The organism is Asticcacaulis sp. (genome assembly GCF_051956075.1).
Taxonomy (GTDB): domain Bacteria; phylum Pseudomonadota; class Alphaproteobacteria; order Caulobacterales; family Caulobacteraceae; genus Asticcacaulis.
This window is the reverse complement of record NZ_JBQCGA010000007.1, coordinates 26,730-48,998: the sequence shown is the minus strand read 5'-3', so window position 1 is coordinate 48,998 and position 22,269 is coordinate 26,730. Positions and strand designations below refer to the sequence as shown.

33 protein-coding genes, 1 tRNA gene and 1 pseudogene are annotated in these 22,269 nt (G+C 61.8%); 11 read left to right on the top strand and 24 right to left on the bottom strand.

Annotated elements, in window-relative coordinates; translation table 11 throughout:
• Window positions 1-266: 266 nt before the first annotated feature.
• Together ACTHLA_RS01740 and ACTHLA_RS01735 are read left to right on the top strand one after the other, a co-directional pair.
• Window positions 267-343: transfer RNA gene (locus ACTHLA_RS01740), tRNA-Met, on the top strand.
• A gap of 205 nt (window positions 344-548) precedes the next feature.
• A complete protein-coding gene (locus tag ACTHLA_RS01735) occupies window positions 549-704 on the top strand; it encodes a hypothetical protein (RefSeq protein ID WP_440184654.1) in 156 nt (51 codons plus the stop codon).
• 153 nt (window positions 705-857) lie between these two features.
• Here ACTHLA_RS01735 and ACTHLA_RS01730 read toward each other — a convergent pair.
• The 14 genes and pseudogenes from ACTHLA_RS01730 to ACTHLA_RS01665 all read right to left on the bottom strand — a co-directional run.
• Window positions 858-1,922: pseudogene (locus ACTHLA_RS01730) on the bottom strand (recombinase family protein); the annotation flags it as partial.
• Window positions 1,923-2,129: a hypothetical protein gene (locus ACTHLA_RS01725; RefSeq protein ID WP_440184651.1), complete on the bottom strand. Its 207-nt coding sequence runs from the start codon at window positions 2,127-2,129 to the stop codon at window positions 1,923-1,925.
• A 211-nt stretch (window positions 2,130-2,340) separates the two neighbouring features.
• Window positions 2,341-2,532, bottom strand: a complete 192-nt coding sequence (locus ACTHLA_RS01720; protein ID WP_440184648.1) for a hypothetical protein — start codon at window positions 2,530-2,532, stop codon at window positions 2,341-2,343.
• Entirely contained in the window at window positions 2,529-3,191 is a 663-nt protein-coding gene (locus ACTHLA_RS01715; RefSeq protein ID WP_440184646.1) for an MT-A70 family methyltransferase, read from the bottom strand. The genes ACTHLA_RS01720 and ACTHLA_RS01715 overlap by 4 nt, the downstream gene beginning before the upstream one ends.
• A gap of 161 nt (window positions 3,192-3,352) precedes the next feature.
• The gene (locus ACTHLA_RS01710; protein WP_440184643.1) at window positions 3,353-3,706 is read right to left on the bottom strand and encodes a DUF4031 domain-containing protein; all 354 of its coding nucleotides are present in this window, start codon (window positions 3,704-3,706) and stop codon (window positions 3,353-3,355) included.
• Window positions 3,707-3,860: 154 nt separating this feature from the next.
• Window positions 3,861-4,130: a hypothetical protein gene (locus ACTHLA_RS01705; protein WP_440184641.1), complete on the bottom strand. Its 270-nt coding sequence runs from the start codon at window positions 4,128-4,130 to the stop codon at window positions 3,861-3,863.
• Between the two features lie 27 nt (window positions 4,131-4,157).
• Complete coding sequence (locus ACTHLA_RS01700) at window positions 4,158-4,502, bottom strand: hypothetical protein (protein ID WP_440184638.1); 345 nt, start codon at window positions 4,500-4,502, stop codon at window positions 4,158-4,160.
• Window positions 4,499-4,867, bottom strand: a complete 369-nt coding sequence (locus ACTHLA_RS01695; protein ID WP_440184635.1) for a hypothetical protein — start codon at window positions 4,865-4,867, stop codon at window positions 4,499-4,501. Before ACTHLA_RS01695 ends, ACTHLA_RS01700 begins: the two co-directional genes overlap by 4 nt.
• A 151-nt stretch (window positions 4,868-5,018) precedes the next feature.
• Window positions 5,019-5,822, bottom strand: coding sequence for a DNA translocase FtsK (locus tag ACTHLA_RS01690; protein WP_440184632.1), 804 nt, complete (start codon window positions 5,820-5,822; stop codon window positions 5,019-5,021).
• Window positions 5,823-5,824: 2 nt separating this feature from the next.
• Entirely contained in the window at window positions 5,825-8,485 is a 2,661-nt protein-coding gene (locus ACTHLA_RS01685; RefSeq protein WP_440184630.1) for a toprim domain-containing protein, read from the bottom strand.
• A 92-nt stretch (window positions 8,486-8,577) separates the two neighbouring features.
• Window positions 8,578-8,862 carry an ogr/Delta-like zinc finger family protein gene (locus ACTHLA_RS01680; RefSeq protein ID WP_440184627.1) on the bottom strand — a complete coding sequence of 95 codons (285 nt, stop codon included), beginning with the start codon at window positions 8,860-8,862 and terminating at the stop codon, window positions 8,578-8,580.
• Complete coding sequence (locus ACTHLA_RS01675; RefSeq protein ID WP_440184624.1) at window positions 8,855-9,289, bottom strand: hypothetical protein; 435 nt, start codon at window positions 9,287-9,289, stop codon at window positions 8,855-8,857. Before ACTHLA_RS01675 ends, ACTHLA_RS01680 begins: the two co-directional genes overlap by 8 nt.
• Complete coding sequence (locus tag ACTHLA_RS01670) at window positions 9,286-10,287, bottom strand: hypothetical protein (RefSeq protein WP_440184621.1); 1,002 nt, start codon at window positions 10,285-10,287, stop codon at window positions 9,286-9,288. Before ACTHLA_RS01670 ends, ACTHLA_RS01675 begins: the two co-directional genes overlap by 4 nt.
• Entirely contained in the window at window positions 10,284-10,529 is a 246-nt protein-coding gene (locus ACTHLA_RS01665) for a hypothetical protein (RefSeq protein WP_440184619.1), read from the bottom strand. Before ACTHLA_RS01665 ends, ACTHLA_RS01670 begins: the two co-directional genes overlap by 4 nt.
• 86 nt (window positions 10,530-10,615) lie before the next feature.
• Here ACTHLA_RS01665 and ACTHLA_RS01660 point away from each other — a divergent pair, with 86 nt between their 5' ends.
• The 8 genes from ACTHLA_RS01660 to ACTHLA_RS01625 all read left to right on the top strand — a co-directional run bounded on the left by ACTHLA_RS01660 (window position 10,616) and on the right by ACTHLA_RS01625 (window position 14,819).
• On the top strand, window positions 10,616-11,224 hold the full coding sequence (locus ACTHLA_RS01660; RefSeq protein WP_440184616.1) for a helix-turn-helix domain-containing protein: 609 nt from the start codon (window positions 10,616-10,618) through the stop codon (window positions 11,222-11,224).
• Between the two features lie 80 nt (window positions 11,225-11,304).
• Window positions 11,305-11,766: a helix-turn-helix domain-containing protein gene (locus tag ACTHLA_RS01655; RefSeq protein ID WP_440184614.1), complete on the top strand. Its 462-nt coding sequence runs from the start codon at window positions 11,305-11,307 to the stop codon at window positions 11,764-11,766.
• On the top strand, window positions 11,763-12,038 hold the full coding sequence (locus ACTHLA_RS01650) for a hypothetical protein (RefSeq protein WP_440184611.1): 276 nt from the start codon (window positions 11,763-11,765) through the stop codon (window positions 12,036-12,038). Before ACTHLA_RS01655 ends, ACTHLA_RS01650 begins: the two co-directional genes overlap by 4 nt.
• Window positions 12,038-12,514, top strand: a complete 477-nt coding sequence (locus ACTHLA_RS01645) for a hypothetical protein (protein ID WP_440184609.1) — start codon at window positions 12,038-12,040, stop codon at window positions 12,512-12,514. Before ACTHLA_RS01650 ends, ACTHLA_RS01645 begins: the two co-directional genes overlap by 1 nt.
• 396 nt (window positions 12,515-12,910) lie before the next feature.
• A complete protein-coding gene (locus ACTHLA_RS01640) occupies window positions 12,911-13,105 on the top strand; it encodes a hypothetical protein (RefSeq protein ID WP_440184607.1) in 195 nt (64 codons plus the stop codon).
• Complete coding sequence (locus tag ACTHLA_RS01635) at window positions 13,102-13,380, top strand: hypothetical protein (protein ID WP_440184605.1); 279 nt, start codon at window positions 13,102-13,104, stop codon at window positions 13,378-13,380. The genes ACTHLA_RS01640 and ACTHLA_RS01635 overlap by 4 nt, the downstream gene beginning before the upstream one ends.
• Window positions 13,377-14,216, top strand: a complete 840-nt coding sequence (locus ACTHLA_RS01630; protein ID WP_440184602.1) for a phage antirepressor N-terminal domain-containing protein — start codon at window positions 13,377-13,379, stop codon at window positions 14,214-14,216. The genes ACTHLA_RS01635 and ACTHLA_RS01630 overlap by 4 nt, the downstream gene beginning before the upstream one ends.
• Window positions 14,217-14,285: 69 nt before the next feature.
• Window positions 14,286-14,819, top strand: coding sequence for a DUF4352 domain-containing protein (locus ACTHLA_RS01625; protein ID WP_440184599.1), 534 nt, complete (start codon window positions 14,286-14,288; stop codon window positions 14,817-14,819).
• Here the strand turns inward: ACTHLA_RS01625 and ACTHLA_RS01620 are convergent.
• Window positions 14,811-15,176, bottom strand: coding sequence for a thermonuclease family protein (locus ACTHLA_RS01620; protein WP_440184597.1), 366 nt, complete (start codon window positions 15,174-15,176; stop codon window positions 14,811-14,813). The two genes, ACTHLA_RS01625 and ACTHLA_RS01620, sit on opposite strands and share 9 nt — an antisense overlap.
• Before the next feature lie 87 nt (window positions 15,177-15,263).
• Between ACTHLA_RS01620 and ACTHLA_RS01615 the strand changes: the two genes are divergently transcribed.
• Window positions 15,264-15,479, top strand: coding sequence for a hypothetical protein (locus ACTHLA_RS01615; protein ID WP_440184594.1), 216 nt, complete (start codon window positions 15,264-15,266; stop codon window positions 15,477-15,479).
• Here ACTHLA_RS01615 and ACTHLA_RS01610 read toward each other — a convergent pair.
• The 9 genes from ACTHLA_RS01610 to ACTHLA_RS01570 are packed head-to-tail and all read right to left on the bottom strand — an operon-like array spanning window position 15,476 to window position 22,219.
• Complete coding sequence (locus tag ACTHLA_RS01610) at window positions 15,476-16,483, bottom strand: phage late control D family protein (RefSeq protein ID WP_440184592.1); 1,008 nt, start codon at window positions 16,481-16,483, stop codon at window positions 15,476-15,478. The two genes, ACTHLA_RS01615 and ACTHLA_RS01610, sit on opposite strands and share 4 nt — an antisense overlap.
• Window positions 16,484-16,861: a phage tail protein gene (locus ACTHLA_RS01605; RefSeq protein WP_440184590.1), complete on the bottom strand. Its 378-nt coding sequence runs from the start codon at window positions 16,859-16,861 to the stop codon at window positions 16,484-16,486.
• Window positions 16,862-16,867: 6 nt separating this feature from the next.
• Window positions 16,868-19,186 carry a phage tail tape measure protein gene (locus tag ACTHLA_RS01600; RefSeq protein WP_440184587.1) on the bottom strand — a complete coding sequence of 773 codons (2,319 nt, stop codon included), beginning with the start codon at window positions 19,184-19,186 and terminating at the stop codon, window positions 16,868-16,870.
• Window positions 19,187-19,309 (bottom strand): GpE family phage tail protein, encoded by a 123-nt coding sequence (locus ACTHLA_RS01595; protein WP_440184657.1) that lies wholly within the window; start codon window positions 19,307-19,309, stop codon window positions 19,187-19,189. It lies immediately after the preceding gene.
• A 17-nt stretch (window positions 19,310-19,326) separates the two neighbouring features.
• Window positions 19,327-19,623: a phage tail assembly protein gene (locus tag ACTHLA_RS01590; RefSeq protein WP_440184584.1), complete on the bottom strand. Its 297-nt coding sequence runs from the start codon at window positions 19,621-19,623 to the stop codon at window positions 19,327-19,329.
• 3 nt (window positions 19,624-19,626) lie between these two features.
• Window positions 19,627-20,136 (bottom strand): phage major tail tube protein, encoded by a 510-nt coding sequence (locus tag ACTHLA_RS01585; protein WP_440184581.1) that lies wholly within the window; start codon window positions 20,134-20,136, stop codon window positions 19,627-19,629.
• Between the two features lie 18 nt (window positions 20,137-20,154).
• The gene (locus ACTHLA_RS01580; RefSeq protein ID WP_440184579.1) at window positions 20,155-21,294 is read right to left on the bottom strand and encodes a phage tail sheath subtilisin-like domain-containing protein; all 1,140 of its coding nucleotides are present in this window, start codon (window positions 21,292-21,294) and stop codon (window positions 20,155-20,157) included.
• Window positions 21,295-21,305: 11 nt separating this feature from the next.
• Window positions 21,306-21,650, bottom strand: a complete 345-nt coding sequence (locus ACTHLA_RS01575) for a GPW/gp25 family protein (RefSeq protein ID WP_440184576.1) — start codon at window positions 21,648-21,650, stop codon at window positions 21,306-21,308.
• Window positions 21,647-22,219 (bottom strand): phage baseplate assembly protein V, encoded by a 573-nt coding sequence (locus ACTHLA_RS01570; RefSeq protein WP_440184573.1) that lies wholly within the window; start codon window positions 22,217-22,219, stop codon window positions 21,647-21,649. Before ACTHLA_RS01570 ends, ACTHLA_RS01575 begins: the two co-directional genes overlap by 4 nt.
• Window positions 22,220-22,269: the final 50 nt, after the last annotated feature.

The window sequence follows — 22,269 nt, the reverse complement described above, 5'->3', positions numbered from 1 at the left end:
GCCTTCCAGGGCCGATGGTACTTCGTCTTAAGGCGCGGGAGAGTAGGTCGTCGCCAGGTCTACCAAAAACAGGTAAAATACCCTTCATACACAATACCCAAACCGGGCAGGCACATAAGCCCGCCCGGTTTTTTAATATCTGAGCGCAAGTCTATTGCGTGACATGCCAAAAAATCCGCAGGGCCGTCCCAAGGATTTTTTGTCCGTACAGTCCAGCGACAAGTACACTGAGCGTAAGCGAAGGATTTGCCGCTGATTAAAGGTGACGCGGGGTGGAGCAGCCCGGTAGCTCGTCAGGCTCATAACCTGAAGGTCGTCAGTTCAAATCTGGCCCCCGCAACCACCGATCCCCACACTTCTTGCGGTGGGGCGATATCTTCTAGTAACAGCCTTAGTTTTCCAGCGATTGCGATGCGGACTTCGCCGCGCTTTTCGCCGGGCGCCACTGTGACGGAATCGACCAGGTCGCGGATCGACTTAGACATCTGAGCCGCTGTGGCGTCGCCGGTGTCGATGGCGGCTTTGAGGCTGTAGAGCTGGTCGGCGTAGTGGCGGATCGCCGCTGGGTGCAAGGTGACGACGTCGTCGGGCTTCGGCTCCTGGGCGAGTTCAACGCGAACTTCGTCCAGTTCGGCTTGCAGGCCCTTCATGCGCTCGCCCATGCGGGTCGCGTCGCCGGTTCCTGCGACGATCAGGTCGAGTAGGCGCTCGATCGAAGCGTCGAGGTTGGCTGCTTTTCTCTCCAGCATCCGACGTCGGGTGCCAGCTTCGCGGGCGAATTCACGGCGGGCTTCGTTGTAGGCGGTCACGTATTCGACCAGCATGTCCGGCTGGGTCAGGTTCACGCGCAAGGTCTCGATAACCAGCGCCTCGATCTTGTCAAGATAGTAGGTTCTCGGGGCCGGACAGGCGCGGCGCTCGCGGTGATTGGTGCATATAATGCGGTCGCGTCCGCTCTTGTCGGCGCTGACCACGGACATACCGCCGCCACAGGCGCAGCACTTCAGCAGTCCGGACAGGAGCCGCTTTGGGCGCTTCATCCGGGCCGCTTCCTGTGGCGTTCGCACACGCCCGCCCATCATGGCCTGTGCGGCGGCGAATTGCGGCGCTTCGACGATGCGCAGCTGGGGCGCGTCGATGGTTTCCCATGCCTCCGGAGGGTTTGGACGTGATACGCGGCGACCTGTATCCGGATCCTTGACGAATTTCATCCGGTTCCAGACCAGTCGGCCGTCGTAGATAGGGTTGCGCAGGATGCCGGTTCCGCGTCTTGGCCAGCCATATATGGCCGATCCCTGCCAAGGTCCGCCGCGCGGGCCGGGAATATGTTCGGCATTGAGCTGGTGGGCTATCTCGCGCGGGCTGATTCCGGCCAGATAGTCGCGATAGATCCGGCGAATGATGTCGGCCTCTGCCTCCACGATCGAGGCATGGCCCTTACGCGCAGGGTCGAGCGCGTAGCCATAAGGCTTTCCACCGGCGAAAAGGCCGTCGCGGATCTTCGCTGCCATGCCGCGCTTCGTCTTGTGGACATTGTCTTCACGGAAGAGCTGGCCGACCAGACCGCGCAGGCCGATGGTCACTGTGTTGGCCTTGCCTTCGTGGATTGCGATGATGTCAACGCCGCAGAAGGTCAGGCGTTTGTGAATTCCGGCCAGATCTTCCATATCGCGTGACAGGCGGTCCAACTCCTCGACGATCACGGCGTCGAAGCGACCTGTCTTGGCGTCTGCCAGCAGCTGAAGGAGTCCGTCGCGTCCGAAGATCGAAGCGCCCGACTGGGCGGCGTCAGAATAACGGGCAGCTATGGTCAGGTCATTGCGTTCTGCATATGCGCGCGCCACGGCTTCCTGATCTTCGATCGACTTCTCGTTCTGAAGGTCTGTGGAAAATCGGCTATAGATGGCGGCGCGAGGTGGCATTTACTGACCGAGTTGCTTTTCTAAGTCGTCGACCCGATATTCGAGGTCTGATATCTTCTTGAGTGAGGTTTCGGCATCATCATAGGCATATTCTGATTGCTTAGAGAGATAGAAAATCTGCGCCTGCTGGCCAAGGATAGTTGCGGCGATCAGAATAACTAAGGCTATTTTCCAGCGGACAGTGCGCTGTGTATTTTCGCTTTTCATGATTTCCGCCGATAATTTAGATGATCGGCCCATGCCTGGGCGCGGGCCATAGACCGTACCAGATTTTTAAGAGAGTCGCGCGCCTCCTTTGTGGCGACGATACGGGCCTCGATCGAGACGACGTCAAATGGTGCAACAGATACACCAGCGGGGAGATCGGGCGCCAGGCCTGATCCCTTTCCACCATCCATGCCTATTGCGCGCTTCGTCATCACCAGGTCTCGACGATCTGGCGGGGCGATTGATCGGACGTCCATAAGGCCCGGACGCGGTCCCCGGCGTCGTCGTCGTCATAGGCGTAGATGTATGCCGTCCAGCTTCGACCATCGTCCATGCGGTAGCCGACGCCGTAGAGGTAGAGTTCACGGCCATAACGATCGACGGTTTGAAGGGCGAGGCTCATTCTGCGGCCTCGAACTTATCGGTTTCGTTGCCCCAGACGTCGTGACCGGCCCACGGTTCGCGGGCGAACAGCTCGGCCTTGAAGGTCGAGGGCAGCATGCGGTCCATGATTTCGCGGGCTTCAGGCGGTTTGCGGCTATGTTCGCGGCGCAGGCCCTCGATGGCGTCGGGCCAGGCATCGGGGTCGCGGTCGAGATCGCAGGTGATGATCTCATTGCGCTGGTTTTTTACGGCCAACTCAGGGCGTCCGATGGTGCCGATAAGGTAGGGTTCGCAGGATGAGCGGAAGATATAGCCGGTGCCGAAGCTGGAGCCGCCCTTGCTGCCCTTTTTGAACCATGAGCCACCGGTCTTATAGGTGAAGCCCCATGCCTCGATCAGATCCTGAGCCTGTTTCAGGTGTGGCCAGGTGGACCACATCCATAGCAGGCAGTCGCCAGAGGCGAGCTGCGCCACCGGCAAGGCGCGCAGCGCGTCGATCGACATGGTGGCGTAGTGCGCCTCCGGCGACTTGGCGTAGCCCTTTTCCGATCGCATTTTGTACGACCAGGGCGGATCGACCATGATGGCGCCGTATTTCAGCGGCGTCAGGCCGTCGAAGGGCCAGAGCGGTGCGGGTTTGGTGCGGATCGCGCGGTGCAGGCGCTCGATTTCGTCCAAATAGCCGAAAACTTGATCTGGCCATTCGCGCGCCTGCTTCTCGCAGCAAAATAAGGGGGATGATCCGAGGAAGCCGCTACGGGAACACGGTGGAGGCGATGGGTGTCCGGGTTTGCAGTTGCAGACGCCAGAGTAGAAGGATTTGCGTTTAAAAGGCCAGATCATGCCGCACCGCCTTTTTGGGCCTGCATTTTCGCCCAGTGAGCAAGACGCCACATTTCGGCTTCGGCGGGTAAGCCGAGAATACCTTCAACATGGCGGCGAACGCACATGAATGAACAGTCCCGAAGACTGATTTCAATGGCCCCAGACTGCACCGCTTTCACGCGCGCAGTCATTGCGATATCGTAGTGCTCCTGATGCGTTCCAGCGTTCTGTATCCATCGCCTCGCTACGCCGATCTTGTCGGCCATCGCATCCAGCTCCTCACGGCTGTCTGCGATCATGTGAGACATTTTCATACGTCGAAAGCGGCCCATAGGATAACGATACATGTCGTCGACATAGACGGTCATGCCGCCACCTCCAGGCGCTCGCGCCAGTCGAAAAAGCCGAGGGCGCCGGCGACCTTGATGAAAGGGACTGGTCTGATATTTTCGAGCTGGAAGCCGTAACGGCCCATGAACCACGGGTCATTCGGCGCCTTGTGGGTGCCGGGGCCGATGCAGTCTACCAGGTCGGCGGCGGCAACTCGCCCAGTATGTGGGTCTTGCGATGGCGCATAGCCAGAGCGGAATCGAGCGGGCGGATTTCGTCGATAAAGTCGATGAAGTCATGGAACTCACTGTCCTTCATGCCCTTGGCGGCGTGAAGCGCTATCGGGCCGCGCTTATTGGTCAGCCACATGCGGTTCTCGATGCGCTTGTCCATGTTCAGCATGGCCCAGATCCACGGTTGGCGGATGGACAGGGCGAGGCGTGGGATTTCGGGGTGTCTCATGCGTCTGTTTCTCCTCAAACGCGGATTTTAGACCGTGCGCCCGTCGGGCAAGGTCATGTCGAAGCGGGGTGGGGTTGGTTTCCAGCCTTCGGCGACCAGGTCGGCGCGGACGGCTTCGAGGTCGGCGACGGATGCGCCGTAGAGGAAGCGGGCGAAGACGGCCTGTTTGCCGTCCTCGTCGCGCCCGATCAGGTGGGTTTCCTGTTTGGCTGCGCCACCAGGTGCGAAGGCGACCAGCAGGGGCGTGACGCCCATGTTGGTCAGGACGCGCACCAGGCGGTCGCGCAGGGAGCCGTCACAGAGGACGAGGCGCTCCTCGGCGCGCGGCGCGTTCGGGGCGTAGGCCACGACGGTTGCGGTGTCGGGGATCATGGCAGGAAGTCCTCGTCGGCCCCGTATGGGCCTTCGTCGAAATCTTCGCCGGTGAAGCGCTCAATTCGCGCAGGCTCACCCAGACCAGCGGCGCGCTTGACTGAGTCCGGCAACTGCCATGACTGTTTCGGTTGGGCGCGGGCTGCGGTCTCGGCTGAGCAGGGCGTCAGGCGATAGATAGAGCCGCCGCCCTGAAGCACGGGATCGAGCAGTTTGTTATCGAAAACCGGTTCGATTTGAAGGAATTTTGTACCGAAGCGGTCAATTTCTGCGATGCGTCCGACGATTTGCTGGTGACCGAAAAGCTCTATCAGCGCGTAGTCGCCAGCGGGCAGGCTGACGGTTTGGGTTTCGGGTTCATCCACGTTCATTTCTCCTTTGTTTCGATGGTGATGTGGAAGGTTTTGCAGTAGTGGCAGAGGTAGGGCCTGCCCCGCTTTCCGCTCTTGGCGCAGGCCGAGCGGGCGGCTTTGCGGCTGAGGTAAGAGCGTTTTTCAGAGGGGCAGGGCTGGCGCATCAGCGTTCGCCAATGGACGTCAGGTAGAGGTCGAAGACGGCGTCCTCCTCCTCTCGTTTGACCTTGTCTTTTTCGATGTAGGTGAGGACTTTGCGCAGGATCTTGACGTCGAAACCTTCACCTTTGGCCTCGTCCATCAACTCCTTGAGATCGGCCTGCAGGGCGCGGGCATCTTCGCGAAGTCGCTGGCCGCGCTGAATGAATGTCTTCAGGCGGGTCTGGGCGGCGCCGGTGATGACGTCGACCTCAGCGCCATCGGATCCGGCGTTGAGGATCTGCTCGGTCGTGTAATGCTCGGTCGCGATGCGGGTCGCATTGGCCCTGGAACAGGCCGGACAGCGCAGGATGACGCCGAGACGGGGCGAGGTTTGTGTCCACCAGCCCCGCGGCAGGTCGCGGGTCGAGGTTTCCTCCGCATCACAGCCGGAACAGATGAATGTGCGCGGCTCGCCTTCGGGTTCGGGGTCGTTGTCTGGCGGTGATGGCGCAGGGGTTTCGTCGACGGGCGCGGAGTCGTCTGTCCAGGGCGACACGCCCGAAGCCGACCCGCCGCCCCCTCCACCGCTTCGCGGTCCCCCTCCCCCGTAAACGGGGGCGGATGATCCGGGCTGTGTCGCGAGGATATCGCGCTTGCCGGTATGATCTGCCGGGCTGATAAGGCCCGCCGCCTCCATACGTTCGATCAGGGCAGCGGCCATGTTATAGCCGATTTTGAGCTGGCGCTGGACGTAGGAGGTTGAAGGCTTGCCAGCCTCCATGACGGCATTGACGGCGAAAGGGTACAGGTCATCGAGCAGGGTCACGATCAGGCTCCTTGCTTGGCGCGCGCGACGGCGTCCGGGTTTTTGAAGACCCAGCAGTAGACGACGCGGTCGTTGGTGGTGTTGACGGGTTTGGCGTCCACGAAGGGCCGGGATTTCGACGCCTTCAGGTGCTTTTTGAGGTCGGTGACCGGCGGGCAGCTCACCGCCGCGCGGCGGCAGCGGGACTCAAAGTCCAGCAGGTTGACGGCGATGAGATCGGTCTGGTTGCGGTGCAGGTTGATGTCGCCCAGACCGTCCTTCATGACCATCAGGTCATAGGCGTCCCAGAAGTCGGACACGATAGGATGGTCGGCTTCGAGCGAACGGTCCTTGGTCTGGGCCATCCTGTCGATGAAGGCATGCACCTGCGCGACGATTTCGCTTTCGAGACCCGGCAGGATGACGGCCATCGCATCGAGACCGGCATGCAGCTCGGCATGGGTCAGACGGATACGGCCATTGCGGACCTTTGCGGCCTTGTGCAGATGATCTTCCCAGCCGCGCAGGCCATCACGAAATGTCTTGAGGTAATCGGCCTCGCGCCGGATCAGATGGATAACCGCGCCGCTCAGTTCCTCGATCGGCCAGTTCTCGATGGCTGTCGCCGCCTTCTTGGTCGCGTCCGACCAGCCGTCCTTGGTGTAGTTGAGCGGCATAAGGCGCTCCATGACGGCGGGCGAGGCGTTGACCGGGTAGTTCTGCTCGATGATCAGGGCGCCACGGAAAGGCGGCTCATAGGTCTCGTTGCCAGAGGATTTGACGCCGCGCGCGCGTCCGATGCGCCCGTTGAACAGGGGCTTAATCTCATCCCAGTCGAACTTCTTGGCGTGTGGCGCATCCTCGCCACGGTCGCCTTCCATGAAGACCACGGGCAGATTGCCGACGCGGGACAGGTTGCGGGTGTAGGCGGCGAGGGTGGACTTAGCCGGGTCGAAGCCCTCGTAGTTTTCGCGCCCGCAAAGCTTCCACAAAAACTCGATAATGGTGGATTTTCCGGTGCCGGGGATGCCGGTCATTTCCAGAAAGCCGAGAGATTTGAACTCGCGGCGGATCTGTTCGGCGAAAAACGCCATGATCCAGAAGGCGAGGGTAACGACGCCATTTTCGCGGAAGGCGACCCATAGCGGGCGCAGCCAGGGCGTCTCGAAGCGTTCGGCGTCATAAACGATGTCGAAGACGCGCTCGCGGGTGCGCAGTTTCAGGGCTGATTTGCCGAGGTCGAAATAGTCCTCGTCATTGATGCGGATGACCTTGCCGCCGGACACGGCGATCTCGTCCAGCACCCACGCCTCGTGCTCGCGGGAATAGCCGACGAAATCGAGCGCCTCGACCGTTTTGAGGCTTCCCGCCTGTTTGGCGAAGATACGGTCGAGCTGGCGCGTCGATCCGGACCACATGCCGATCGGCGTGACGGACGCGAGGCGCTTGCGGAATTCCGACGCCGAGGTAATCTGGGCGCCGGTGAAGGTCGCCTTGTAGGGCGACAATGCCGGGAAGTCGACGCGCATGAAGTGATAGGCTTCGTCGACCGCCTCGTCGCGTTGCCAGTAGAGGGAGCGGAAGGCGCAGTTGGCGATCTCTGTGACGGTGGCGCAGGACTTGGCCGCGAACTTCTCGGTAACGCCTTCCTTTTGCACCACCTCATTGATCTGCGCGGTGTCGAAATGCGCCCAGAAGGTGCGGCTGGCGTGGATGAAATGGAAGTCGGTCCACTTGTGCTTTTCCCAGAGCAGGAGGCCCTTTTCGGTGGCGTCTTTGGCCAGCAGGACGCGGCCATTCCAGAGATAGGTCTCGACGTCCTGTGGCGTCATGCGCCCCAGACTCTTAAGGTCGTTCCAATCCTGCTTTTCAGCTTCACCCTCGGCGCGCGGCTGGGCGGCGGTGGCCTTCCAGCCTTCCTCGATGGCGCGGGCGACGAATTTGCGGGTGTACTCAGTCCCGGCCCGCCCGATATCGAAGGCGAAGATCAGTTCCGGCGCCGTCTTGAGGTCGAGCGCGGCCAGGGTGCGGCGCAGCTCGGTCAGCCATTTTTCCGGCCAGTTGTTGACCGACATAGCCGAGACGGCGACCTCTCCGGAATCGCGCCACGCCCAGGCGTCGAAAATGCCTTCGCAGATCCAGATGCGTTTCGCGCGCGCCTGCGCTTCAAAGCCCTGATCCGGCGCGGCCCAGACTTGGCCGCCCCATTCGCCGCCGCGCTCGAACATGGCCTTGCGGTCGAACCGGCCCGGCTGGTCGATCAGCCGTTCCCACCATGTGCCGCCGGGCAGTTTGAAGCGCACGGTGGCCGAGGCGATGCGCCGCTTGCCGTCGTAATAGGTCTCCTGACTGTAGGCCCCGCGCATGCCGGACAGGTTCAGGCGGCGCGCGCCGGTCAGGTAGGCGTCGGCGGCGGCGTGAGGGTCTTTTTCGGTCTGGACGTAGCGCTTTGACCAGACGTCGAAGATGTCGGGATATTCATCGCGGACCGAGCGCTCATAACGGCAAGCGTTTTCGCGCCCGCATTTCAGCAGCCACGGATCCGTGGCGTTGACGAACAGCTCGCGCTTGCCGCAGGCCGGACACTTGCCCTTTTGCAACCACTTGCCTGACGTCGATTTGAAATCGAAATCCGACTTCAGGCGCGGCATCAGCTCGTCAAAGATGTCTTTCTGCATGGCCATGCGGGCGGTCGACTTTCGGAGGCGGAAGGCAAAGAGGTAGCGGTCGCGCCGGAGAGCGCGTTGTGAGGCGTGATGGGTTCAGGGGGGTGAGATCAGCCGCCGGGCGGGCGGGTCTCCGTGGGAGGCCTGCTCAGCGGCGTCGTAGGCGGGAAGCGCGGGTTTGGCTTCCCGCTGGGCGACAGGGTGCGCACATAGGTGATGTGCGACTCCCATGTCATGCCGCACTCGACGTCCTTGCACTGATACATGATGCTACGGAGGGTGCGTGAAATTCGAACCGATGTGCGAACGATCGACGCGCCGCTGCATTCAGGACAGGGAAATCTGGGTGCGCGGTTCTGGCCCTTTACGGGCGGATTGTGAGGTTCGCTATCCATCGATATCCGCCCTGTAACGCGGGTTGGCGGCAGTGATGCTCTGGTTGGCGCCGGGAAACATGTGATTGGTCAGCTCGATGCGGAACGCGGTCCAGTCGCTGTCGGCCAGAGCGGCGAGGCGGTCCTGCGTTTCTGACACCATGCTGCTGATCTCGACCAGGTGTTCGAGACAGGCGCGCGCATCGAACAACAGGGCGTCGCGTTCGGATGGGCCATAGGCGCGGGTGATGCGCGCGACCCGTGACAGCCGGTGAAAGCAGGAGCCGCGGACATTCTGATATCGCGGAGGCATTACAGATTGCCCGGCGCGGTCGCCAGCGGCTCGCAGCTTTGCGGGGTCCGTGACCTTGGGGTTGCGGAACCGGCGCGCCTGCTCGATCAGGTCCAGCCAGGCGGCGAGGTGGATCAGGGTGAAGGGCTGCGTCATGCCGCCACCGCCTTCTTGGCTTTATCAAAGGCGCGCATTTCGGTAAGGATCGCCTTGACCTGAGCGGCGTTGATCTTGTCGTTGCGCCGCAGTCCGAAATTGATCTCCTTGGCGATCTCGTCCGGATTGTTGCCCTCGTCGCTCAGTCGCATGACGGTGTCACCGTGGGTCAGGGCGAGGCGAGAGAGGGTGGGAAGCGGGTGGCTTTGCGCCGTCTGGGTTGCCGTGGGCGCCGGTGTATGGACCGCCGCGCCTGTGGCTGGCCGCTTCAGGCCGAGGATTTCAGCGCGGCGGCGGATGGCTTTTTCCGTCCGATCATCGTTCAGGCGGATTTCATTGAGGAGGTCGCGCCAAGGCCGTCCGGCAGGATAATCCCGTTTGAGAATTTCATCCGTCGTCGCGTGGCCTGAACGTGCTGGGCGCGGCTCGACAGCTTGCTCTTGCCCCGTGAAGGGATCGTCCGCCTGATCTTGCCAGGCCTTCGCAGCGGAGACTTGCGCTTCCGCCGGTGTCGGCGGCGGGGCCTTGAGCGCCATATTCTCGGCTTCCAGAATCAGGATGCGTTCCGCCTTGGCGTGAATGTCATCATGCGCCTTGCCGAGCGCGGCGTTGAGGCGCTGGATTTCAGCGCCGTATTCCGAAACAAGTTCGTCGGCGGCGCGGCCTCTGGCTTCGAGGCCTCCAATCTTTTGGCGCTGATTCTTGGAGGCCACGGTCCATTCGGCCAGATAATTCGGGAAGGCGACGTACGTCGCTATGGCCTTGTTGACGTAGTTGATGGCGATGGGCGCGCCCATTACGAAGGCTTCGGCGCCGTCGATTTCGAAGCTCAGGCAGCGCTGGCGGTCTTCGGGGCCAAGGACGGTGTTCGCCAGCCGAAACAGCCGGTCGGTGACATCGCTCATGACGCCTTCGCCCATGCCGGGGATGTCGCGGGCGGCTAACACATTGGCGGCGACGGCGTAGATTCCGTTACATTCGAATATGCGGCGTTTCATGCGGATGCTCCTGCGCAAGAGCCGCCCGCCGCCCTGGGGGGCAAGGCGGCGGACGGCTCGGCCACGTTCGACGGGGGAGCGTCGAACGAAGGGGGAAATTCATGTGAGGTCATCGCCTGAAGGATGCGCTGGCCTATCTCGCCGCTGGCGCGGCGCTCGCCCAAGGCGATCAGGCGGATAAACTCAGCGGAACACCCAAAAAGGCGCGCGGCGGCGCTGTAGTTGAGGTGGTTGTCGTGCAACCATTTCTCAAACGCAGAGCGGGGACGTGGCGATTCGATCATAACGTGCTTGTCGGTAGGGTGATTTGTTGTAAAAGACAACGATAATGATTAATGCGCGGTTAACTTTACAACAAGATTTTCAGCCTGTGCCGGGGGATGGTCTGCGTATGTCTCGCAGAACCCAGCCCGATAAGGCCTTCGCCGCCGCCATGAAGATGCTCCGCCTCCGTAGCGGAAGAGCGTTGAAGGAGCTTGAGCCCGATGTTGGCGTGAGTCAGCAGGCGATGAACCGGTGGGAGAACGCAACAGCCGTATGGCCCGCCGAAAGGATCAGTCTCTATCTCCAGGCGATCGGCAAGACGCGTTCGGATCTGGACGATGAGTTGGACAGGGTTTCAAAGGCCGACTCTGACAATGTCATATCCTTGCCTGGGCGGCAGAATTCATCTGCGGAAGAGGTTTATGAGGTGTCGGATGAAAGCATGGCGCCGTGGGCGGAGCCAGGCGAGCGCGTATGGGTCCAAAGAGGCGTCCATCCCAAGCGACTTGAGGGTTGCTATATCGAGATGAAAGACGGTAGGCGCCTGATACGCCTTTATGAACGTGGTGCTGATGGCTACTATTTTTTCCGACGCATCAATCCCGACATAACAGAGCGCTTTGACCATGATGAAGTGGCCGCGATTCACCGTGTAAAATATCGCGGCGGATGATGCGTTGTAAATTACTGTTGTAAACAACAACAGGATGCGATATGCAACCTATGCCATCAAGGCATAGGAGAAACAACCGAATGTCACAAGATCACGCGCCGCACCCGATCGACCTCGCCGTCGGGGCCAATATCCGCCGTCTTCGTCGCGTCAGGAAAATGTCGCAGGAGGCTCTGGCCGAACGGATCGACCTGACCTTCCAGCAGGTTCAGAAATATGAGCGCGGCTCCAATCGCGTGAGTTGCTCAAAGCTGGTCGAGATCTGCACCGCGCTGGAATGCTCGCCGGTCGAGATACTGCCGCCGCCGGAACATTCGAAGCTGACCGGCTATGGCGACTGGTCGGGCGAGATGGCCGAACTCTATCACCGCGCGCCGGGCCTGATGGAACTGCTGGCGAATATGGCGATGCCGGAGGTGCGCGCGCTTACGGTTTTCCTGCACACCTTCCTCGGTCATGACGGCGAGATTATCAATCTGACGCCCGCCGATATCGAGCGCTCGGCGGGTCCGGTCGACCTTCAGCAGGTGAGGGCGGCGTGATGATCCGGATAAATCCTGCCCGACTGGAGAATTTCAAGCGCCGCCTGAAAGAGGCCCTTGTAGAAGTGAAACATACGCACAGGCTTGAAGCGATGGCGCGTGGTTTCGGTTACAGAACCTATGCCGCGCTTCTGGCCGATATTGGCGACAGCTACGAAATCGACGTGGAGATCGACGAATTGTCGTTTGCGGACTTTCTGGTCGCGCACGGCTATGGAGATTTGGCTGCTGTCAATCTGGTCGAAGCCTTGCAGATTAAGGAGGCGGCGTGATGGGTAAGGTCATCGCCATGCCTGCGCGCCGGATCGGTAAGACCTTTGCGCGTCAGACCGTTATCGGCGTCGATCCCGGCCACCCTGACGGGGACATCACGGTAATTTCCGATGACGGCAAGGTTCAGAGCGTCAAGACGGAACCGCGTCGCGGCGATTATCTGCGCGGCATTCCCGGCCCGCGCCGCACGATCGCGCAGCGGCGCGAGCTGGCCATGATCGAGGCGGCGGAGACGGCGACCGACGAGAAGGCTAAGGCCTGGTGGTACGCCCAGGCTGACCGGTTGGCCGTGGGCGAACGGGCGCCGATTCCGGCAGGCGAGGCTTTTGCGCGTGAGCAGGCGCGGGCGCCCGCGCCGCGTCTGGCGCCAACGGAAGACTTCGACGCGCGCCACAGGCCGGTCAGTCTGGTTCCGTGGCTGATTCTCGGCGTTCTGGTCGCCTGGGCGATTGCGGTCACGCCAGTGTGGTGGTGAGAGTTTCTCAGCCTGTCGTCGAAATCCTGCCTATGCCGCCGATGACGGATGCCGAGATTAGCACGGCGAAAGCGGCGGCTAAGGCGGGATTGCGCAGGCTGGTGCGGGCGCTGGCGCGAGCGGAGGCGCGTCGCGACCACGAGGCCGCGCTCTTGACAAGACGGCGGGATCGGGCGCACCCTGAGCGTCCGGGCGTCGAAACCCGTCAAGACGAGAGCGGCCAGCAGGCTCCGAAATCGCCTTAGCGACTTCCTTTCCTATGGCCGGATGACACACGTGCATGTCCAGTGGCGCGAGCCTAAAGACGTGTGTGCTCGCCTCTCGTCGAGTTTCGAACATCCGGCCACCAGGGCGCAGCGTCGAAACTGCTCCTCTCTTCGAAAAGGAAACGAGATAATGAATATCACCACCCTCCGCGACATCCATGACGCCGCCGAATCGATCTCGATCACGGCGCTTCATCTGTCCCGCGCGCTCGAAGCCCTATCCGGCCAGACGCACGGCGACGCCGTTCATCAACTCTTCGCCTTTGCCGCCGCCTGCGAACTGGTGTCCGACAAGGCGCATATGATCATGGAGAATGCCGCATGAAACCGATCACCCAACTGCACCCGCCTATTTCCGAAACGAAGTTCATTCCCGCCGATGTCGATGGCGGCTATCTCATCAACTGCGCCGGTGTCATCGAGATAATGAAAGTCGGCGACACACCGCAATGCCGCCGTATCTACCGCCTGTATTTGGCGGAGTATCGTGCCTTGGATGGCCAGCCGCTGTCGCACGAAAAGAAAGAACAAGAGGCGCTTATGGCCGCATTTCGCCGGGCTGGCTTTGCGATTGTCGATGCTGGGGAGGTTGCTCGATGAGATATGAGATTATACCGTTTCACGACGCATCTATCCATGCTGTTGAGAGTATGGGGCGCGTAGATGTCATCATGAAGCCTATCGTAGAAGCCTTCGGGCTCGACTGGGGCGGTCAACATAAACGCATCTCAAAGAATCCGATTTTGCGGGAAGGTATCTCCGTAAAGGAGATACCTTCAGCGGGCGGCGTTCAGAAAATGACGACGCTCGAACTCACGATGTTTTTAGGGTGGCTTGTCGGAATTTCTATTGATCGCATTAAGGACGAAAAAATACGTCACCTTGTGGGGCTATTTCAACGCGAAGCTTTGGATGCGATTAGGGCTCATTTCTTCGGTGATAGGCCAAAAGATCGAAGACCCTTCCCGAACGCGCAGGAGCGGGTCACGCTGCAACGCGAAGTGACACGGCTGATGGATAAGATCCAGATTACGCGCAATCCGGAGGCGCTGCGGCAGAGCGCGGCTATGTTGCAACGGACTCTGGGTCAGCTTGATATGGGCGAGGCAGATATTGCGGCGCTGGCGCCGAAGGCGCTGGCTCACGATAATGTGACCACGCCTTTCTGGGCGGCGCTGGAGGCTCTGCGGGCGCGCGGCATCGAACCGAATGCGCATCGCCAGCCGGATCGCTTTCTGGCCGTGAGTCCGGCCTGGCTGAAAAAGGTCTGCGCGCGGGAACACATAAATTTATGTGTTTCATCAGGTTTGCTGAACGCGCTGCGGCTGTCGCCGGAGTCCGGCTTTATCGCCGCCAAACCGGTGAACACGCGATTTGGGCGCGCCATGCACTGCTGGGTGTTCGCCTTGCAGCAACAACTTATTGCGGCGGAATAGCCTTTGCGGCTTGACGTTGCAGATTAAAACGTGACACCCCTCCGGTGTAATCACTGGAGGGGTATTATTATGGTTAAATCTCACGCAATTTGTTTTACCGCTTTGCTTTTTTTGACGGCCTGCGGCTCGTCGTCGTCGAACAGTTCAGACAACGACGCCACAGCGGCGGCGCCGACAGCGCAGTCGCAGATCGGCGACACTTTTAAAGACGACGATATGGAGATCGCCGTCACGGATGTTTTCACCCGCAAAAAGGTCGGGATTGAATATGGCTATGAAAATGCGGGCGACGGCGCCGTTCTGGTCGTGGTCAAGACGCGGATCAAGAATATCGGGGATAAGCCGATCAGCGCCTTCAGCCTCCCGGAAGCAAAACTGGTTGATGGCAATGGCACTGAGTACAGTTCAGACGGCGGTAAAACCGTCGCCTACCAGATGGAAGACACTTCGCAAAACGCGAAGCTGGCCAGCGATCTTAATCCAGATGTAGCGCAGACCGATGCGAAGGTTTTCGAGGTCTCGGCCACCCGGTTCGATCCTCAGACCTGGTCTGTTGAGATCGACGGCAAGAAGGTGTCGTTGAGCCATATGGCGTCAAAATAGGTTCGGACACGCCTTAGCGGTCAATTGATCATTATCCCAGCGCGCGACGTACACCGCCGCGCGCTGTTTTATTTGCCAGCAGGAGAGGTTCTTTGCGCCGGACCAGACCTCGGCCAGGGTGCGGCCATAGCGGTCCTTGCCGACGCGCTGGATGCGCGCCGGGCCTGAGCGGATGGCGGCTTGCAGGCTGGCGCGGCTGGCGAAGGGATCGCCCGCCACACAGGCGCGGCCTTTGCGGCAGTGGCCGGGCAATTCCGGGGCGTCTATGCCGAGCAGGCGGATATGCTCTTTGCCGCATTTGAGCGTATCGCCGTCGATGACGACAAGTTGGCAGGCGAGCAGGGCGGCGGCGAACATGGCGCGGATATTTCCACAGAAAGGTTAATGTTGCTTAACGCCTTAGCTTGACTCGCGCGTCGCGAAAATGGAACAAATGTGGAACATATGAGCGAGGGGAAAATCGTGACGACAGTTCTGCATGCCGACATCATCAATGCCGCCAACGATCTGGGGCGGATCGCGCTGGCGATGCGCACGGCGCTCGACCATCTGGCCGCATCGGCGCATCGCGATCAGCGAGCGCAGTTGACTGTCTTGGCGGCGGCGGCGGAGCTTGCTGGGGACAAGGCGGAGATGATCCGGGAGATAGCGGGATATTAACCCGCTTCCAACTGCAACCGCGTCATCAGCCCACCGCGTCCGTCCATGCTGTGGGAGGTTTCGGCGACCAGCCATTTCAGCGCATTGATCTCGGCTTTAAAGCCGGTGACCTCGATCGGGCGGTCAGGGTATAGGTCGGGGCGGCCCAGGGCGAGGGGGAAGGTGAGGCGGGCCTTGCCGCGCTTCATGCGGCTCAGTTCGGATTTGGCGGCGCGGATGGCGTCGGCTTCGGTGGCGTAGATCTTGCGCAGGCGTTTCGGCGGCGGATTGTCCGCGCCCGCCAGCGCGGTTTTTTGGGTTCCGGTGGCCAGATCGTGCCATTTGGCCTCGACCCCGCCGTACTGGCCCCGGTCGGCCTCTTCGAAGCGCGCCTGGCCGCACTGGCTGCGGTCGATGGTCAGGGGCGGGATGATCAAGCCGGAGGTGGTGACGCCCTTGCCTGCGGCAGAGAAGATAAGGTTTCTGGCCTTGACCGTCGCGATGGCGTCGAAGCGATGGCCCAGCTCCTGGAGCAGGGCGGCGTCGGATTTCGCGCCGTGGCCGAGAGCCGGGATGATCTCGGCAGCGAGATCCGGATCGATCTTGGCGGTGAGGCCGTTTTCCGCCGCCAGCAGACCGATGACGGCCTGCACGGTTTGTCCGACGAAGCTGCGTTCGCGGCGGATGCGGAAATTGCCGGTCAGGTCCGCCGAGCGCGCGCGCAGCACGATCTTGTCCGGCGGGCCTTCCCAGCTTCGCTCGTCGATCTTGAAGTCGCCCTTGTCGATCAGGCCGATCGGCAGGTTCGCGCCGCGCTTCCAGCCCATTTGCAGCGAGAGCGTCACGCCAGTCGGCGGCAGGGACAGTTTGCCGTCGGAATCATCGAGCGTGATGTCGAGCTGGTCGGCCTCGCCGCCGCGTTTTTCGTTGAGCGTCAGGCCCAGCAGGCGCGGCTTCAGGCGGTCGGTGATGTCCTCTCCGGCCAGTGTCGCCTTCCAGTCGGCATAGGGAAGTCCTGCGGCCATTTACGCCGCCTCGCGTTGCAACTCGATCGCCCCGTCGCTCTTGCGCGCCACGCCATCGCTGAACAGGTTGGAACGGCGGTCGGAGATCGAGCGGATCGACCAGTAGCCGAGGATGTCGCCGGTCCCGGCCATGAGCTGCCAGGCCTCGCCCTGATCGGCCATGTCGCGCAGGGTGTCGAGCGAGGAATAGAGGCCGAACTGACCCGGATAGATGATGAAGGGCAGGGTGATCTTGTCCGCCCCCGGACCGATAAACTGGCTGGCGTCGCGCACGCCGAAGCGTTCGGCGCTGGCGAACTTCCATTCGGTCTGGCGCTGCAATTCCTGATACAGCAGGGTGTCGGTGCGGAAGATGAAGGTGTCGAGCGCCATCAGCATGTCGGCTTAATCCTCGTCGTCACGGAAGGCCGAGCGTTTTTTTGCGTCCAGCGCCTCGGCATGGCGGTCCAGCTCGGCGCGCACGGCCTTGGCGATGGCTTCCGCGTCCTGACCCGGCTGGGTGTGGATATGGATGGTGATGTTTTGTGCGGGCGGAGGCGGCAGGTCGCGCGGCGGGGCGGCGGCGGCCATGCCGGGCGCGGTCAGGGTCATGGCGCCGATGACGCCGCCCGCCATGCGCCGGGTCTGGCGCATCGGGCCGTCCATGCCGCCCTCGATGCCTTGACGCAGGCCCTCGGCGATATTGCCGCCGAAGGCCATAAAGACGCGCGACGGCGAATGGATGCCGAGATGCTGTTTGAACCAGTTGGCCGCGCCATCGGCCACCGATTTGATGGTCGATTTCAGGGCGGTCCATTTGGCCATGATGCCGCCGATCAGGCCGTCGATCAGGTGTTTACCGATTCCCAGCATGTCGATCTTGCGCAGCCAGTCGAGCGCAGGCGAGACCGACTGGATGAACCAGCCGAGCGGGGTGAAGTTGAGGAAGGCCTGCCACGCCCAGTGGACGCCTGTGACGAAGATATGTTTGATATTGGTCCAGAGGTTCGACAGCCACGGCCCGACCTTGTCCCAGTGCTTGATCAACTCATAGACGCCGAAGGCCAGTAGGCCGACTGCCGCGACGATGGCGACGACGATCCATGTCACCGGGTTGGCCAGCAGCGCCGCCGTAAAGGTCCATACGCCCTGCGCTCCGGCGATCATGCCTGCGCGCACCGCCGTCATCGCGCCGCTTAAGAATGTGCTGGCGGCGGTCCAGACCTGGGCGACGATGGCCGATTTCTTTAGGAACATATAGGCGTTGTAGAGCTTCATGACCGGCCCGACCGTCCCGGCATAGGCGAGACGCCCGGCGCCGACGACCAGGTTGAGCGCGGCGATTCCGGCGACCGCTCCGGTCAGGATGCCGGACGCCGTCTTGTGCTTATCCGACCAGTTGGCGACGGCGTCAGCCAGATGGACGATCGGACCGGCGACGGAGTTGACGGCGGGCAGCATCTGTTCGCCCAGCACCACGGCGACATGCTGGACATCGCCCGCGAGGATCCGCGCCTGCACCGAGGCGTTCTGTGATCGGATCTGGAAGTCGCTATCCACCGTTCCCGCCGCCTTCATGGCGTCGGCGCGGATCTTGCGGTATTCGTCCATATTCTGGATCAGCGGGCGCAGGGCGTTCTGGACCTGCATGTCGTTGAACAGTTGCGGGATCCTGGACAGGTCGCCGCCGGTCGCCTTTTTGGTCAGCTCCGAGATGGCTTCGAGCGGCGTCTTGCCCTCGGCATAGGCCTTCTTCATGGCGGCGGGCAGGTCGATACCGAACTTTTTGAAGTTCGCCACCGTCTCGTTCGAGTTGATCTTGGCTAGCAGGTTCTGGACGTTGTTAGCCGCTGTAGCAGAATCGCCGGTTGCCATTCGAGCGATTTGTAAGGCTGATGCCAAATCTGCCACGGCACTAACGCCGTGTTGTCCAAGCCCCTGCGCTGCTGCGGCGAGCTGCGGGAAATACATGGCCATATCTTTGATTTCAAAGTTCCCATCCTTCCCGGCTTGAGCCATCATGTCGATAGCAAGCGCCGTCTGGTTGAAGGGCACTTTCAGATTACTTGTGGCCGCGAATGAAGCTTGCGCTAGATCTTGGATCTGCGCGCGATAGGCGGTGGCTGCACGAGAGACTGGCGTGATAATGCCCATGAGCTGCCTGGTGTCGGTGACGCCAGCGCCTGTCAGATAATCGACGCCCTTGCGCATCTCCTCCGGCATCTGGCCCGCCGCGCGCGCAGCCAGCATGATGCGGTTCTCCAGCTTCTGGGTCGCGTCAGCGCTCAGGTTAGCCTTCTGGCGGATGTCGGTCATGCCATCCTGAAAATCCGACGCGGCCTTTCCGGCGAGGATCAGCGGCGCGGCCAGGCCTGCGCCGATGGCGAGGTTCTTCGTCCCCGCGTCCCTTGCTTTGCGGGCGTCCTCGCGCGCCTGAGTCAGGCGCTTCTGCGCGGCCTTTTCGAGGTCGATGCGCTGGGTGGTCTTTTCCAGTTGCGCGGCCAGTTCGGCTTCGCGGCGGCGCATCTCGTCCGTGCCGCCATTATTGCGCTTCATCTGGTCGCGTAAGCTCGCCAGCTCACCCTTCTGGGCGCGCGCCTCGTCGCTCAGGGCGCGGATCTTGCCTTTGGCGTCTTCCGACACGCCCATCAGGGCCTTGAGCGGACCGGACAGGCTGTCGAAGCCCTTGAGGAAGACAGATACGGCTAATTTCTTCTCGGCCATTTAATCCTCGTCTATGCCATTCATGAGCTGATAGCGGCGCAGGGCGCGCTGCTGGTGGGCGTACAGCTCGTCGAGCGTCAGGCCGTAGAGGTAGTCGGGTTGCCAATGGTAGATCGCGGCGATGTCCGCGACGATCTCCTCTACTGATCCGCCGAGGAAGCCTTGCTCGGCCTCTGAATAAAAAAACCGGTCAGGGTGCCGGACAGAGCGCCCAGGTCGAAGGGGTCGAGCGTTTCGACCTCGTGGACCTGCAACAGAGGCACGGTGCAGCGCGACAGCAGAACCTTGACCTGGTCGTAGTCGCCGCGAATGATCGAGCCGATCTCAAGGCCGCGCAGCTCGCCGCCATAGGGTTTGCGCACCTGCACCTTTTCGACCGCGCCGCTTTCGCGCGCGATCGGCTCAGCCAGTTCGATAGGTTCCGAGATTTTCGTCATGGCTTAGATTCCGAGGATTTGACGCATTTCCGCATAGCGGTCGACGCCGTTGACGACATAGATCGAGGCCAGCATGTCGATCTCGATGATGTCGACGCCGTCGATGGTGAGTTTGTAGTAGCTGAGCGAGACGGTGGTGGTCTGGTCGCCCGACTCGCCGGGCTTGGCGGTCCCCATGTCCATCGTGGTATGGCGCCCGCGCGTGACGATCTCGACCGCCGTCCATTTTCCGGTCGAGTCGTCCTGATAGGAGCCGACCCAGCGGTGCAGGGTCGCATCGAGCGCGGGCGCGCCGAATATCCGCATCGCCGATGCCGACAGGCCGCCGGTCTTGTAGCTCAGCTCCAGCTTTTCGAGGCCCATATCGATCGCCACCGGGCCAGGCATGCCAGCGCCGCGATAGTCCTCGGTCTTGACGGCCAGCTTCGGCGGGGTGACTTCGGAGACAACGCCCAGCATCGAGCCGCCGTCTTCGAACAGGTTCATATTCTTGAGTTTGCGGGGCAGGCCCATAGCGCGGTCTCCTGAAGGTTACGCCGCCAGTTGCGAAGACAGGCTGGCGTAGTAGGTGTCGGTGATGGTGGTGTTGATGGTCAGCGACTCCAGCGGCGCGCATGGCGTGAAGTCGTAGGAGATGGCCAGTTTGCCGCCCGCCAGATTGACCTGGCTGTTGAGGGCCTCGTTGTACCAGGCCGTGGCGCCGATGATCAGGCCCTGATTGGTCAGGCTGCGGAAGGCGGCGTTGATCGTTTCGAGGATGTCCTTGACCAGAGCGGCGGTGATCGGCTTATCCATCGCCCAGGTCAGGCCTGCGGCGATGGTCTCCTGCAGCACGTAATTGGTGCGCGTGGCGACCTCAAATGCGTAAAGCGGGTCATCGGAACAGGTGCGGTTGCCCCAGAAGCGGAAGCCGCTGTTTCGGATCAGGGTGGTGATGGCGGCGTCGTTAAGCGTAGCGGCGTCGGTATTTTCGCCACCCATGTCCCAATGGACGTCGGCGCTGATCCCGGTCACGCCATTGACGGCGTAGTTGGAGAGTGAGCGATTCCAGCCTGCCTCGGAATCGATGCGCGCGCGCGTCCCCAGGGCGCGGGCTACCGCGTCTCCGGAAAAACCCGTGAAGTCCGGCCAGATCAGCATCAGTTCGCGGTCTGAGAAGTTGGCCTTGTAGGTCACGGCGTCGGCGATGATGTCGGCCTGGGCGCGCGCATAGGCCATGGCCTTGAGCTTTTGCGCGATCGCGACCAACTCGGTCGTGACGGCCTGCGTGTCATAGCCGGGAACGCCGAGGATCTTCGGTTTGACGCCAAGCTGGGTCTGGGCGGACAGGAGCGCCTTCAGGCCGGTGAACTTGCCCTCCGGCGTGGTCGTGCCGATGATGGCCGTATCGGTGGCGGCGCTGTCCGCGCCTTCCGTAACCCGCACCACCACGACCTGGGCGTTGCACTGATCGGCGATGGCCTGCAGGGCCTTGGCCAGTGAGCCGTCCGCCCCCGCCTTGCCGACCGCGCTTTGCACATCCGTGATCAGGACGGCGGTGTCGAGGGGAAAGGTGGCGACGTCTGCGTCGGAAGCAATCGCGACCAGGCCGATGACCGAAGCCCCGGCAATCGTGATCGGGCGCGTCCCCGTCGTGGTTTCAGCGATTTTAATTCCGTGTTGCACGGGCATGGCGGCGGTCCCTAAAGCGAGATGTTGAGCGAGAAGTCAGGCTGTTTCGGCAGGTCGAGGCGGTAACCGGCGATGGCCAGCTTGGCCCTGCCGTCCGCGCCGCCGTCGATGATTTTGGCGCTGGTGAGGCTGATCTCCGGGATCCAGCGCGCGATGGCGGCGGCGGAGGCCGCGCCGAGCAGGAGTCGTGTGGCGGCGTTGTCGGGCATGTCGATCAGCTTCGGCAGGATCGAGCCGTAGTCGCGGCGCATGACGCGTGAGCCCTTGGGCGTCGTCAGCACGTCGGCGATGCGCTGGGCGATGCGCGGCAGGCCGTCGATGCGCTTTCCGGTGTTGCGGTCCATCCCAACGGTCATTTCATCATCACCGTGGTCGCAGGGCTGTCATCGGCGCGTTTGGCGGCCTTGTCCGCGCCGTCGCCAAGGGTGGAATTGCCCTTCACGTCGAGGTCGCCACCGATCGAGACATTGGCGTCGAAGGTGACGTCGCCGGTCACGTGCAAATTGCCGTCGTGGTCCATGTCGGCGATCAGGCTGGCGCCGTTCGGGGCGGTGATTTCGAGCGCGGCGGCGACGAGGGAGACGCTTAGCTTCTTAGCGTCTGCGTCATAGGTGAAGGTCGAGCCGTCGCCGCATTTGAGGACGATGGATGGACCTTCGCCGGGGGCAGGAAAGGCGTCGGAGAACAGGCCGTGCAGGATGACGCCGCCGCCGATATCGCCATCGGGACATAGCACCATGGCTTGCTGCCCCATCGTTGGGGCGACCCAGAGCGAGAAGAAGCCTGCAAGGCTGAACCAGGGCAGGGGCGGCGAGACGATGTCGCCGCATTTGATGACGGCGCGCGCACCGTCCACCGACTCGATCACGCCTTTGCGGATCATGTCGCCGATGGTCGCGGGGATGTCATGGTGTGCGGACGTCATGACGGCATGATGGCGGCGGGTTGGTCCGCCGCCAGTCATCATCGGTGTAA

Bases quoted from the DNA above. Each gene is read 5' to 3' on its own strand.
- ACTHLA_RS01700 (WP_440184638.1), bottom strand. From the start codon at position 4,502: ATGATCCCCGACACCGCAACCGTCGTGGCCTACGCCCCGAACGCGCCG.
- ACTHLA_RS01625 (WP_440184599.1), top strand. From the start codon at position 14,286: ATGGTTAAATCTCACGCAATTTGTTTTACCGCTTTGCTTTTTTTGACG.
- ACTHLA_RS01630 (WP_440184602.1), top strand. From the start codon at position 13,377: ATGAGATATGAGATTATACCGTTTCACGACGCATCTATCCATGCTGTT.
- ACTHLA_RS01670 (WP_440184621.1), bottom strand. From the start codon at position 10,287: ATGAAACGCCGCATATTCGAATGTAACGGAATCTACGCCGTCGCCGCC.
- ACTHLA_RS01575 (WP_440184576.1), bottom strand. From the start codon at position 21,650: ATGACCGTTGGGATGGACCGCAACACCGGAAAGCGCATCGACGGCCTG.
- ACTHLA_RS01610 (WP_440184592.1), bottom strand. From the start codon at position 16,483: ATGGCCGCAGGACTTCCCTATGCCGACTGGAAGGCGACACTGGCCGGA.
- ACTHLA_RS01685 (WP_440184630.1), bottom strand. From the start codon at position 8,485: ATGGCCATGCAGAAAGACATCTTTGACGAGCTGATGCCGCGCCTGAAG.
- ACTHLA_RS01675 (WP_440184624.1), bottom strand. From the start codon at position 9,289: ATGACGCAGCCCTTCACCCTGATCCACCTCGCCGCCTGGCTGGACCTG.
- ACTHLA_RS01605 (WP_440184590.1), bottom strand. From the start codon at position 16,861: ATGCTGATGGCGCTCGACACCTTCATCTTCCGCACCGACACCCTGCTG.
- ACTHLA_RS01615 (WP_440184594.1), top strand. From the start codon at position 15,264: ATGAGCGAGGGGAAAATCGTGACGACAGTTCTGCATGCCGACATCATC.
- ACTHLA_RS01660 (WP_440184616.1), top strand. From the start codon at position 10,616: ATGATTAATGCGCGGTTAACTTTACAACAAGATTTTCAGCCTGTGCCG.
- ACTHLA_RS01635 (WP_440184605.1), top strand. From the start codon at position 13,102: ATGAAACCGATCACCCAACTGCACCCGCCTATTTCCGAAACGAAGTTC.
- ACTHLA_RS01570 (WP_440184573.1), bottom strand. From the start codon at position 22,219: ATGACGTCCGCACACCATGACATCCCCGCGACCATCGGCGACATGATC.
- ACTHLA_RS01725 (WP_440184651.1), bottom strand. From the start codon at position 2,129: ATGAAAAGCGAAAATACACAGCGCACTGTCCGCTGGAAAATAGCCTTA.
- ACTHLA_RS01580 (WP_440184579.1), bottom strand. From the start codon at position 21,294: ATGCCCGTGCAACACGGAATTAAAATCGCTGAAACCACGACGGGGACG.
- ACTHLA_RS01585 (WP_440184581.1), bottom strand. From the start codon at position 20,136: ATGGGCCTGCCCCGCAAACTCAAGAATATGAACCTGTTCGAAGACGGC.
- ACTHLA_RS01680 (WP_440184627.1), bottom strand. From the start codon at position 8,862: ATGGATAGCGAACCTCACAATCCGCCCGTAAAGGGCCAGAACCGCGCA.
- ACTHLA_RS01655 (WP_440184614.1), top strand. From the start codon at position 11,305: ATGTCACAAGATCACGCGCCGCACCCGATCGACCTCGCCGTCGGGGCC.
- ACTHLA_RS01645 (WP_440184609.1), top strand. From the start codon at position 12,038: ATGGGTAAGGTCATCGCCATGCCTGCGCGCCGGATCGGTAAGACCTTT.
- ACTHLA_RS01720 (WP_440184648.1), bottom strand. From the start codon at position 2,532: ATGAGCCTCGCCCTTCAAACCGTCGATCGTTATGGCCGTGAACTCTAC.
- ACTHLA_RS01600 (WP_440184587.1), bottom strand. From the start codon at position 19,186: ATGGCCGAGAAGAAATTAGCCGTATCTGTCTTCCTCAAGGGCTTCGAC.
- ACTHLA_RS01620 (WP_440184597.1), bottom strand. From the start codon at position 15,176: ATGTTCGCCGCCGCCCTGCTCGCCTGCCAACTTGTCGTCATCGACGGC.
- ACTHLA_RS01640 (WP_440184607.1), top strand. From the start codon at position 12,911: ATGAATATCACCACCCTCCGCGACATCCATGACGCCGCCGAATCGATC.
- ACTHLA_RS01590 (WP_440184584.1), bottom strand. From the start codon at position 19,623: ATGACGAAAATCTCGGAACCTATCGAACTGGCTGAGCCGATCGCGCGC.
- ACTHLA_RS01710 (WP_440184643.1), bottom strand. From the start codon at position 3,706: ATGACCGTCTATGTCGACGACATGTATCGTTATCCTATGGGCCGCTTT.
- ACTHLA_RS01705 (WP_440184641.1), bottom strand. From the start codon at position 4,130: ATGAGACACCCCGAAATCCCACGCCTCGCCCTGTCCATCCGCCAACCG.